Source organism: Novosphingobium sp. AAP93 (assembly GCF_001296055.1).
GTDB lineage: Bacteria > Pseudomonadota > Alphaproteobacteria > Sphingomonadales > Sphingomonadaceae > Novosphingobium.
Genome location: NZ_LJHZ01000049.1, coordinates 1 through 11,207, shown reverse-complemented (window position 1 = coordinate 11,207; position 11,207 = coordinate 1). Strand labels below are relative to the sequence as shown.

Below are 11,207 nucleotides of genomic sequence, written 5' to 3'. Positions count from 1 at the left end.
TCGAGCGAAGTCGAGACACCAGGCGCCGGGTATGGTGTCTCGACTTCGCTCGACACGAACGGCGTCAGGTGTCCTTTCGGGTCTGTCCCGGCTTGATTTCAAAGCCGATTCGTGAGCATGGGGCGCTCATGTCTGCACGCATCTACCAGCGCCCGAAGAATGCCATGCAATCGGGCAAGTCGCGCACCGATCAGTGGGTGCTTGAGTTCGCTCCGGCAGAGGCACGGCGGCCCGATCCGCTGATGGGCTGGGCCGGTTCGGGCGATACGCAAGTGCAAGTGGTGCTGACGTTCGCTTCGGCGGAGGAAGCCAAGGCCTATGCCGACAAGTACGGCATTGCCGCGCATATCAGCCCGGTGCCGCCGAAGCGGCTCAAACTGCAGAGCTACGCGGACAATTTCCGGTAAGGGGAATTACTCCTCCGCCAGTCCTGCGGGCTGCCACCTTCCCATTTGTCCCTTCGACACGCTCAGGGAAAAATGGGGAGGGATCGGACAGCATTGCTTTTTTCATCGACCGTCGCCATATGCGGCGCGGGAGTCGGGCGGACGTTAGCTGTCGCCAACCTGGTCAGGTCCGGAAGGAAGCAGCCACAACGATGTGCGGCGGGTCGCCCGGCTCCTTCAATCCCCTGCCGGAATACCCTTCATGCGCGAGCGCGCTTCATTGCGTGATCCGGTCGCGGTCACCGTGCCGCTGACTTTGCCGAGGCCAAAGGGTACCATGTTGCCGTAGATCGTCTCGCTGCCATGTTCGGGCACGACGTAGGTCTCGTGGAAGATGCCGACCGTGCCGTCATTGCCGATTGCCTTGTTGAACGCGGTCCATGCAGGCCAGTGCTTTTTTTCGCGGGCGCGGGCGTAGGCCTCGAGGGCATCGAAATCGCGCCAGTATTGCAGCAGGACGACCGTGCGGGCGCTGCGCAGCAGGAACTCATAGCCGAGGAATCCGCTTGCGGGATCGCGCGAGACTTCGGCGAGCATCGGGCCCATCGCCTGAAACACCGGCCACCATTTGCGCACTTTGTGGAAGTGGTTGATCCGCATGCCGATCACGAAGACGACGAGGGGGCCCTGATGGGCGGCGGTCATCCGGCCGGGAGTGATGGTGCTCATGAGGGGAGGGTTCTCCGTTGACGGCTGCGAGTCAATCCCCGACCAGTTGGGGCAGGGGGCTTCGACAATTGGCGAGAGGTGGCCTAATCAGGGGACATGGTCGATTCCACCGACATGTTTGGCGATCCGATTGCGGACGAGCCCGAAGACGACGCGCCCTCGGCTGCGGAACTGGAGGCGGCCGGGCAGGGTTCGATGTTCGGCGATCCTGCACCCGGGCCTGCACCCGGGCCTGCACCCGGGCCTGCACCCGGGCCTGCACCCGGGCCTGCACCCGCTGTGCGCGAGGAGCACGCTCCGCCGCCGGTGGCCGCGCCCGCGCCGTCCGGCCAGCCCTACCGCGTGCTGGCACGCAAGTATCGTCCGCAGACCTTTGCCGAACTGATCGGGCAGGACGCGATGGTCCAGACGCTGGGCAATGCGATCCGGCGCGGGCGGCTGGCGCATGCCTTCCTGATGACCGGCGTGCGCGGGGTGGGCAAGACCTCGACCGCGCGCCTGATCGCCAAGGCTCTGAACTGCATCGGGCCGGACGGGCAGGGCGGCCCGACGATCGATCCCTGCGGCCGGTGCGAGCCTTGTGTCGCGATTGCCGAGGGGCGGCATATCGACGTGATCGAGATGGACGCCGCGAGCCATACCGGCGTCGACGACGTGCGCGAGATCATCGAGGCGGTACGCTATGCGGCGGTTTCGGCGCGCTACAAGATCTACATCATCGACGAAGTTCACATGCTTAGCCGCAACGCGTTCAACGCTTTGCTGAAGACGCTGGAAGAGCCGCCCGCGCATGTGAAGTTCCTCTTCGCGACGACTGAAGTCGACAAGCTGCCGGTGACGGTGCTCTCCCGCTGCCAGCGCTTCGACTTGCGGCGCATCCAGACGCCCGTGCTGGCCGCGCATTTCGGCAAGGTCTGTGATGCCGAGCAGGTCCAGGCCGAGGACGAAGCGCTGGCGATGATCGCGGCGGCGGCGGAAGGCTCTGTGCGCGACGGGCTGTCGATCCTCGATCAGGCGATCAGCCATGCGGACATGGCAGGCGGCGGGGCCGTGACGGCGGAGCAGGTCCGCGAAATGCTGGGTCTGGCCGACAAGACCATGCAGCGCCGCCTGTTCGCTGCGGTGATTGGCGGCAAGGGCGATGCAGTGCTCGACGAAGTGGCGAGCCAGTTCGCGCTGGGGATCGAACCCACCGCGATGATGCGTGCCCAGCTTGATCTCGTGCACAAGGTGACGGTGGCGCAGATTTCCGGCGCGGCAGATGCGCGTTCCGCTGAAGAGCGCGAGGCGCTGGAAGGCTGGGCGAAGAAGCTCGGCGCGGGCGCGCTCCACCGGCTGTGGCAGCTGCTGCTCAAAGGCTACGAGGAAGTGCGCGGCGCGCCCGACCCGCTGGTAGCGGCGCAGATGGCGTTGCTGCGGGTGATGCACGCCGCTGACCTTCCCGATCCGGGCGGGCTGATCAAACAGCTCGAAGCCTTTGCAGCCAATCCGCCGGCGGTGCAGATGGCTGCGCCTGCGGGGACGGCAGCGCCTGTAGCTGCGGCACCGGCGAGTGCAGAGATGATGCTGGCGCAGTGGGAACAGCTCGTCGAACAGGTCGAGCAGATTTCGCCGCTGATCGGTTCTTCGATGCGGCTTTCGGTGCGGGTAGTTTCGTTGAAGCCGGGGCATCTGGTCTACGCACTGGCGGCGGGCATTCCGGGCGATCCGACGCAGGACATGCGGCGCGGGCTCGAAGGCGCGACGGGCGGGCACTGGCAGGTCGAGCGCAGCATGGACCTCGCCAGCGCTGCTCCCAGCCTTGAGGAAGCCCGCGCCGAAGCAGCAGCACGGGCGGAGGCGGCGCTGCGTGAAGACCCCTTGGTGCGCGCGGCCTATGCCGCGTTTCCGGGGGCTGAAATGATCGACGAGAGCGCTATATCGGCGCCCGAACGAAAATCCTGGAGTAAACGCGCATGAAGTCGATGGAAGAGATGATCCAGGCCGCGCAGGCCGCTGCCCAGACCATCCAGAAGCAGATGGAGGACGCGCAGGGCAAGCTCGACCAGATCGAGGTGGAAGGCGTTGCCGGCGGCGGGCTCGTGAAGATTCGCGCGTCCGCCAAGGGCCGCGTGATCGGCGTGGCGATCGACGACAGCCTGATGGACAAGGCGGAGAAGGGCATTCTCGAAGACCTGATCGCGGCTGCCTTCAACGATTGCCGTCAGCGCGCCGATGCTGCGGCGGCAGAAGAAATGCAGAAGGTGCAGATGGCGGCCGGCATTCCGCCTGGCTTCAAGCTGCCGTTCTGAGCGGGCACTTCGGCGCTACCCGTTGCAAGCACGGGCTGGCGCAGAGGTGTCACACCCGCTATACAAATGTGTAACAATATCTGGACGGGTGACTGGCGCATGCCCGTTCGCCGCATGAAGGTCGTTTCCCCCTGAGCGCACTCTCCCTGCTTGCTGCGGCCGCTCTGGCCAGTGCCCCGCCTGCCGATGGTTCGGTCCCGATCATGCCTGCCTCCCAGGCTGCCGAACCGGCGGCGCCGGTATCTGGCAAGACCTCAACGCAGGAGCCGCTTCCTCCGCTGCCGGGCGAGATCGTCGTGTCGGGGTCGGTCAAGGCACCGCCCGAGGACCCGCTCGCGAAGGCGAACGAGACCAGCTACGAAGTCCTGCAGAAGGCTGACGATCTGGTCGTCGGGCCGGTCGCGAACGGTTATCAGAAGACGGTGCCGCGCCCGCTGCGCATGGCCTTGCGCAACTTCATCCGCAACGTGCGCGAACCGGTGGTGGCGGCAGCCTTCCTGCTGGAGCTCAAGCCCGGCAAGATGTTCGAGACGGTGGGCCGGTTCGGCATCAATTCTACCATCGGCCTCGGCGGCACGATCGACCTGGCGCGCAGCAAGCCGTTCAACCTGCCTTACCGCCAGAACGGCCTTGCCAACGTGCTTGGCTATTACGGCGTCGGGCCGGGACCCTACCTGTTTCTGCCGCTCGTCGGCCCGACGACGGTGCGTGACCTGTTCGGCCTCGTTGCGGACAGGCTGGCGGTGCCGCTGGCCGTGGGCACGCCGTTTGACAAGCCGTGGTATGCGCTGCCGATGGGCGTGATCGACGCGCTCGACTATCGCAACGAGGCGGATGAGGATTTCCGCCGCCTGCGCAATGCGGCCGATCCCTATTCGACCTACCGGCGAGTCTATCTGCAATCGCGCATCGACCAGATCGAGGCGCTGCACGGGCGCGGGCCGCTGGCGAAGGGCCAGACCCGCTATGGCCCGTTCGCGCGGCCTATCGGGGCTGCGGCGGATCCGGTTTCGGCGGCCGAGAAGCGGGTGATCGAGAAGGAGGACGCCGCAGCCGGTGCGGACGCGACGCCGACGCAGCCAGCGGCGCCTGTCGTGGCACCTGAACCGCCTGCGCCTCCTGCGCCGCCGCCGCCACCTCAGCCTCCGGTGTTCATTTCGCAGCCGGTGGTGCAGCCGATCCCCTGAGCAGGGCTATATCGGGCCCTCGTCCGCGCGTTCTTGGGATTGGGCCGGGGTACTCCACAATCCCGGCACAAGGGGCCATTGCGGGCGGGCAAGCGGGCACCCATATTCGAGAGCAAGACGCCGCAGACCGGCTTTCGGCGCGGCGGGAATGGAATAGAAGAATATGGCTCAATATCCCCTGCTTCCGCTGCGCGACATCGTCGTGTTTCCCGGCATGGTCGTGCCGCTCTTTGTCGGCCGCGAGAAGTCGGTCTCGGCGCTCGAAGTCGCGATGGCGGGTTCCAAGGAAATCTTCCTGCTCGCCCAGCTTGATCCGGGTTGCGACGATCCGGACCGCGATGACCTCTATGATACCGGCGTGGTTGCCACCGTGCTCCAGCTGCTGAAGCTGCCTGACGGCACCGTGCGCGTGCTCGTCGAAGGCCAGCAGCGCGCCGAACTCAAGGCACTGACGACCGAGACGGCGAACGAAGGCGAACTGGTGCTCGCCGAGGTCGAAGTGGTCGAACCGGCCGAGGTTTCCGGTGCCGAGATCGCGGGCATGATGCGCTCGGTGGTCGATCAGTTCGCCGAATACGCGAAGCTGTCCAAGAAGCTGCCGCAGGACGCAGGCTCGCAGCTGGGTGATATCGACGATGCCGGCAAGCTGGCGGATGCGGTCGCGGCGAACCTTGCGGCGCGCGTTGCGGAAAAGCAGGCCGTGCTCGCCGAGGCTGATCCGCTCAAGCGGCTCGAGATGGTGCTCTCCTTCATGGAGGGCGAGCTTGGCGTGCTGCAGGTGGAGCGCAAGATCCGCGGCCGCGTGAAGCGCCAGATGGAGAAGACGCAGCGCGAATACTACCTCAACGAGCAGCTCAAGGCGATCCAGTCTGAGCTGGGCGGCGGCGATGACGGCGAAGGCAACGAGATTGCCGAGCTGCAGGAAAAGATCGACACGCTGAAGCTTTCCAAGGAAGCGCGTGCGAAGGCGACCGCCGAGCTCAAGAAGCTGCGCACGATGCAGCCGATGAGCGCCGAGGCGACTGTCATCCGCAACTACCTCGATGTGCTGCTCGGCCTGCCCTGGGGCAAGAAGTCGAAGCTGAAGAAGGACATCGCAGCGGCGCAGGCCATTCTCGATGCCGATCACTATGCGCTTGACAAGGTCAAGGACCGCATCATCGAGTACCTCGCGGTGCAGGCGCGCACCAACAAGCTGAAGGGGCCGATCCTGTGCCTTGTCGGCCCGCCGGGCGTGGGCAAGACCTCGCTGGGCAAGTCGATCGCCAAGGCGACCGGCCGCCAGTTCGTGCGCCAGTCGCTGGGCGGCGTGCGCGACGAAGCGGAAATCCGCGGCCACCGGCGTACCTATATCGGCTCGCTTCCGGGCAAGATCGTGACGAATCTGAAGAAGACCGGCACGTCCAACCCGCTGTTCCTGCTCGACGAGATCGACAAGCTTGGTCAGGACTTCCGCGGCGATCCCGCTTCGGCGCTGCTTGAAGTGCTCGATCCGGAGCAGAACGCGAAGTTCCAGGATCATTACCTCGAGCTCGACATCGACCTCTCGGACGTGATGTTCGTGTGCACCGCAAACAGCCTCAACCTGCCGCAGGCCCTGCTAGACCGCATGGAAATCATCCGGCTCGAGGGCTATACCGAGGACGAGAAGGTCGAGATCGCCGAGCGCCACCTGATCGCCAAGCAGATCGAGGCGCACGGGCTCAAGACGGGCGAGTTCACGCTGGAGCAGGCCGCTTTGCGCGATCTGATCCGTTATTACACCCGCGAGGCGGGCGTCCGCACGCTGGAGCGCGAGATCGCGCGGCTGGCGAGGAAGGCACTGCGGCGGATCCTCGAAAAGAAGGATGCCGAGGTCGTCATCACGCCCGAAAACCTTGCCGACTTCGCAGGCGTGCGCAAGTTCCGCCACGGCGTTTCGGACGAGGAGAACCAGGTCGGCGCGGTGACGGGCCTGGCCTGGACCGAAGTCGGCGGCGAACTGCTGACGATCGAAAGCGTGACGGTGCCCGGCAAGGGCGCGGTGAAGACCACTGGCAAGCTCGGGGAAGTGATGAGCGAGAGCGTCCAGATGGCGTTCAGCTTCGTCAAGGCGCGGGGACCGCAGTACGGGATCAAGCCTTCGGTGTTCAACCGCAAGGACCTGCACATCCACCTGCCTGAAGGCGCCGTGCCCAAGGACGGGCCGAGCGCGGGCGTGGGCATGGTGACCGCGATGGTCTCAACGCTGACTGGCATCCCGGTGCGTGCCGACGTGGCGATGACCGGCGAGGTTACCTTGCGCGGGCGCGTGCTGGCGATCGGCGGGCTCAAGGAGAAACTGCTCGCGGCGCTGCGCGGCGGCATCAAGACGGTGCTCATCCCCGAGGAGAACCGCAAGGATCTGGCCGAGATCCCCGCGAACATCCGCGAGGGGCTGGAGATCGTGCCGGTGAGCCATGTCGACGAAGTGCTGGCGCGTGCGCTCGCGGCGCCGACCGAGGCGATTGAATGGACCGAAGCGGATGAAATGGCAGCTGGACCGGCGCCCGCTCTGACCAGCGGAACGACAGCGCCTACTGCGCACTGATCGCGAGTTCGTTGCGGTGCAGCATGAAATGTTATGCTGCACCCTCGCGGTGCAGCATTAACCTTCGTGGAGTGGCCGCTTACCGTAGGGCGGTAGGGGCGTCCTGAAATCTTCGCGGACTGGCCAGATTCCGGCGTTTTTTCGGCGATTCCGGGCGTTTTTCGCTTTGACAGCGGTTTCTTTCTCGGCTCTCTTCCGGCAACCCGAATTTCGATTCAGGCAACCGGTTGTTTGCATAAAAGCCAATGGGGGTTCCGCAATGAACAAGAACGATCTGATCAGCGCAGTGGCCGACGCGAGCGGTCTCTCGAAGGGTGATGCGACGAAGGCGGTCGAAGCCGTTTTCGATAGCGTGACCTCGGCGCTGGCCAAGGGTGATGAAGTGCGTCTCGTCGGGTTTGGTACGTTCTCGGTTGCCAAGCGCAAGGCCTCGACCGGTCGCAATCCGCGCACTGGCGAGCCGATGTCGATCAAGGCTTCCGCCCAGCCCAAGTTCAAGGCTGGCAAGGGCCTGAAGGACGCTGTCAACTAAAGCAGGAAACGGCATCGGCGCGGGGGCAGGACCGACCACGCGCTATCCGCACCAAAAACGCCGCGCCGGGATGCCGGGGCGGCGTTTTTGGTTGGTTGCTACTTTGCCAGCTTGATCAGCGCGGTAGGGGCTGTTGCAGTCCGCGCATCGACCTTCCAGTCGAGCCGTGAAAGACCGGCGCCTTCCGCCTGCGGGCCCTCGTCGGTGTTGTTGGCAAGGATCTGGCCATCGGTGCGCAGGGTAAAGGTGCCCTCGGCAATCGGCGGGCCGTCACTGCCAGGCTTCGCGCCTGCCTTGCCACTTTCCTTCATGCCGCTCATCGCCCCGGCCATGGCGCCGAGCCCCGGCATCACCGGATTGGCCGCCGCCGTGCTGAACGCAGGCGCATCGACCCGCACCGAGCCATCGGCACGGCGGATCAGCGAGACAAACGGCATGACCATCGGCAGACGCTCGATCGTCGGGAAGGTGAAATCGTGGTCGAGCCGGCCGCTTGCCGAATAATCCACCTCGAATTTCCCGCCGCCCTTGCTGACGACTGAGGCATACCCCTCCTGCCGCGCGAGGCGCTGGGCGAAGGCGGCGGCGGCCTTGGGATCGTCCGGATCGATGCCGCCCATAAAGGCCTGCATCATCTTGCGGTTCTGCACGTCCTCATTGGCCTTGGCAGCCTTCTTCGCCTTCTGCTCGTCATTCCACTTGGCGCGCTGCTGGGCGATTTCCACCGGAGAGCAATCATGCGCCTCGTCGGTCTGCGGATCGGTGCAGGGTTGCTGCTCGAAGGGCTCGGGCGGGATTGCGTCCGCTTTGGTGCTTTTGCTGCCCTGCGCCAGTGCGGCGAGAATGATCTCGCCCTTGTAGTGGAACGTGAACGTCCCGTCGCGTCGCAGCGCGAGATCACTCGTGAACTTGCCGGGCATCACCATGCAGCCGGCGAGCACGAGAAGCATGGCAGCCGCACCCAGAGCGGCGGCGAACTTGCGGCTGGTTTTCATGGCCCATCCCCCTTTGCCCGCGGGGGCGGGCCTGCCTTGTCAGCCCGCTGCGCCCCGAGTCGCGACAGCATAGAGCGCAATTGCTGCCGCATTGGAAACGTTCAGGCTTTCCACCGCAGAAGCAATCGGGAGGCGCGCGATGGAATCGCAATGCTGCGCGACATTGTGCCGCAGCCCTTCACCTTCTGCACCCAGCACCAGTGCAACCGGGCCAGCGGGCACAGCGGACGGAAATACTGCGCTGCCTTCGCCATCGAGCCCGATGCGCCAGTAGCCGGCCTCGGCAATCTGCTCCAGTGCGCGGGCAAGATTGACGACACGTACCCAAGGCACGACTTCGAGCGCGCCGGAAGCGGACTTTGCCAGCGTGCCGGATTCGGGCGGAGCGTGGCGATCCTGCGTGATCAGCGCGGCGACATCGAACGCGGCACAGCTGCGCAGGATGGCGCCGACGTTGTGCGGATCGGTGACTGAATCAAGGATCACCAGCGTGCGCCCCTCCGCCTCATCGAGGATGTCGGGCAAGGCAACGTCATCCAGCGCGAGGCAATCGAGCACGAGGCCCTGATGCGGCGCATCGCGTGCCACCAACCGCGCCAGATCGGCAGCTTGCGCATACTCGACCGGGAGCGAGGAGGGCAGTTCGGCATCATGATCGTCAAGCATCGCCTGGATCGCCTCACGCGTGCCCCACAGCTTCTTCGCCGTCCGCAGGGGGTTCGTCAGCGCCGCCTCGACCGCATGGCGTCCCCACAGCCGCACGGCGCCCGTCGAGGCCCGCCCGGAGCCGCGCCCACCCTGCATGCGCCCCGCGCGCCCGCGCATCGGCTTGGCCCGTCCACCATTTTCATCTCGCTTGGCCATCGCCCTGCTTTCCATGCTTCGCAAAAAAATAACCCGCGCCCCATGCCAGCCGCCCCATTGACAGGCAAGCAGCGCTTCGCCAAAGGGGCGCCTCACTCGGCCGGAGCCGCGCTTTTTCAACGAGGCGCGGCGCACAATCGGGAGCCCGCTCTCGGACCGGCAAATCTGGTGTGGACAGGTGGCCGAGTGGTTAAAGGCAGCAGACTGTAAATCTGCCCGCGCAAGCGTACGCTAGTTCGAATCTAGCCCTGTCCACCACCAGCCTCTCCACAGAGATCCCTAAAGAGCCCTAGAAGTCCAGTGATTCCGGGCATAATCTCACATTCATCGTCCGCACACAACCACTCTGATCTGCATGCAGCCGGAGCCATGTGTGGGGGAAGTGTGGGGGAGCAGAGCCGTTCCCCCACACCCTGATTCCCCGATGTGGGGGAAGTGAATGTGGGGGAACAAAATGGGTAAGCTCACGGCACTTGCAGTCAAAGCTGCACTTTCGAATCCGGGAATTTATCAGGACGGAGACGGACTATTCCTGAAGGTGGATAAGCGTGGTGGCGCGTCATGGCTGCTGCGAATCCAGCGTGATGGTAAGCGACAGGATATTGGGGTCGGCTCTGCAAAGATGCTCAGCCTGGCTGATGCTCGCCTCAAAGCTGCCGAGCTTCGCAGAGCGGCAAAGGTAGATCGCCGCGATATCCTCGCGGAGAGGAAGGATGAAGCTGCAGCGAAAGTCACCTTCCGCGAGGCTGCCGAGCGCTACCACCGCGAGAACGAACCGGGTTGGAAGAGCGCTCTTTACGCGAAGCAGTGGATGGCGAGCCTCGAGAACTATGTCTTCCCGAAGATCGGCAAGATGCCCACCGGCGGGGTCACGTCGTCCGATATCATCGAAGTACTGACCCCGATCTGGCAGGAAATTCCGGATACCGCTCGGCAAGTGCGCAATCGGATCTGTTCGGTGCTCGACTATTCGCATGCAAAGGGCTGGCGAGCAACGGAAGCGCCATCGGGCACGGGAAGCCTCAAAGCCGGCCGCGGACTGCCAAGGCAAGTGAAGCAGCGTGAGCACCGGAAGGCGATGCCGTATGCCGAGTTGCCCGGCTTCCTTGTCGCATTGCGGCGCAAACCCAGTTACGGTCGGCTCGCTCTTGAGCTGCTGATCCTGACGGCGACCCGTTCTCAGGAAGTGCGGCTTGCGACGTGGGAGGAGTTTGACCTCGAGGCGCGGATGTGGACGATCCCCGCCGAGCACATGAAGCGCTCAAAAACGCACATGATCCCGCTATCCGACGAAGCACTTGCCGTTCTCAAGAAGGCCGAAGCCCTTCGTCAGCCGGACACCAATGTGGTGTTTCCGGGGCGTGGCGGGCAACCACTCTCCGATATGTCCCTGCTTAAGGTACTTCGCGACATGAACGAGCCGCTCCATGTGCATGGCTTCCGATCGACGTTCACCGATTGGGCTGCGAACCAAGGCATTGCTGACGCGGTTGTCGAGGCGGCGCTTGCCCACAAGACCCCCGATGCGGTGCAAGCTGCGTATCGACGCACAACTTACCTTGGCACAAAGGATCAGCCGGGTGCGCGCGTGAAGCTCATGGTGTTGATTGCCACTGAGAAGTGACCCGGGAGGGGCCGTAATTTCCACTGAGAT

At 64.6% G+C, this 11,207-nt stretch carries 10 protein-coding genes, 1 tRNA gene and 1 other RNA gene; 9 read left to right on the top strand and 3 right to left on the bottom strand.

Annotated features, from left to right (window positions below):
• Positions 1–128 precede the first annotated feature (128 nt).
• Complete coding sequence (locus tag IP83_RS08960) at positions 129–407, top strand: ETC complex I subunit (RefSeq protein WP_054121875.1); 279 nt, start codon at positions 129–131, stop codon at positions 405–407.
• Positions 408–533: 126 nt separating this feature from the next.
• Positions 534–628, top strand: an RNA gene (ffs, locus tag IP83_RS19560) — signal recognition particle sRNA small type.
• On the opposite strand, the gene IP83_RS08955 is transcribed toward ffs, so the two are convergent.
• Positions 624–1,115, bottom strand: a complete 492-nt coding sequence (locus IP83_RS08955; protein WP_054121874.1) for a DUF4188 domain-containing protein — start codon at positions 1,113–1,115, stop codon at positions 624–626. The two genes, ffs and IP83_RS08955, sit on opposite strands and share 5 nt — an antisense overlap.
• 96 nt (positions 1,116–1,211) lie before the next feature.
• On the opposite strand from IP83_RS08955, the gene IP83_RS08950 reads away from it, so the two are divergent.
• The 5 genes from IP83_RS08950 (at position 1,212) to IP83_RS08930 (ending at position 7,694) form a co-directional block, all read left to right on the top strand.
• Entirely contained in the window at positions 1,212–3,074 is a 1,863-nt protein-coding gene (locus IP83_RS08950) for a DNA polymerase III subunit gamma/tau (RefSeq protein ID WP_054121873.1), read from the top strand.
• Positions 3,071–3,406: a YbaB/EbfC family nucleoid-associated protein gene (locus tag IP83_RS08945; RefSeq protein WP_054121872.1), complete on the top strand. Its 336-nt coding sequence runs from the start codon at positions 3,071–3,073 to the stop codon at positions 3,404–3,406. Before IP83_RS08950 ends, IP83_RS08945 begins: the two co-directional genes overlap by 4 nt.
• A 203-nt stretch (positions 3,407–3,609) precedes the next feature.
• Positions 3,610–4,593: a VacJ family lipoprotein gene (locus IP83_RS08940; RefSeq protein WP_082364610.1), complete on the top strand. Its 984-nt coding sequence runs from the start codon at positions 3,610–3,612 to the stop codon at positions 4,591–4,593.
• 163 nt (positions 4,594–4,756) lie between these two features.
• Positions 4,757–7,162 carry an endopeptidase La gene (gene lon, locus IP83_RS08935; RefSeq protein ID WP_054121871.1) on the top strand — a complete coding sequence of 802 codons (2,406 nt, stop codon included), beginning with the start codon at positions 4,757–4,759 and terminating at the stop codon, positions 7,160–7,162.
• Positions 7,163–7,421: 259 nt separating this feature from the next.
• Positions 7,422–7,694 carry an HU family DNA-binding protein gene (locus tag IP83_RS08930; protein WP_054121870.1) on the top strand — a complete coding sequence of 91 codons (273 nt, stop codon included), beginning with the start codon at positions 7,422–7,424 and terminating at the stop codon, positions 7,692–7,694.
• 98 nt (positions 7,695–7,792) lie between these two features.
• On the opposite strand, the gene IP83_RS08925 is transcribed toward IP83_RS08930, so the two are convergent.
• Complete coding sequence (locus tag IP83_RS08925) at positions 7,793–8,689, bottom strand: hypothetical protein (RefSeq protein ID WP_054121869.1); 897 nt, start codon at positions 8,687–8,689, stop codon at positions 7,793–7,795.
• A 39-nt stretch (positions 8,690–8,728) separates the two neighbouring features.
• Positions 8,729–9,553 carry a 23S rRNA (guanosine(2251)-2'-O)-methyltransferase RlmB gene (gene rlmB, locus IP83_RS08920; RefSeq protein WP_156309642.1) on the bottom strand — a complete coding sequence of 275 codons (825 nt, stop codon included), beginning with the start codon at positions 9,551–9,553 and terminating at the stop codon, positions 8,729–8,731.
• Between the two features lie 172 nt (positions 9,554–9,725).
• On the opposite strand from rlmB, the gene IP83_RS08915 reads away from it, so the two are divergent.
• A tRNA-Tyr gene (locus tag IP83_RS08915) sits at positions 9,726–9,811 on the top strand.
• Positions 9,812–10,007: 196 nt separating this feature from the next.
• The gene (locus IP83_RS08910; RefSeq protein ID WP_054121867.1) at positions 10,008–11,177 is read left to right on the top strand and encodes a site-specific integrase; all 1,170 of its coding nucleotides are present in this window, start codon (positions 10,008–10,010) and stop codon (positions 11,175–11,177) included.
• Positions 11,178–11,207: the final 30 nt, after the last annotated feature.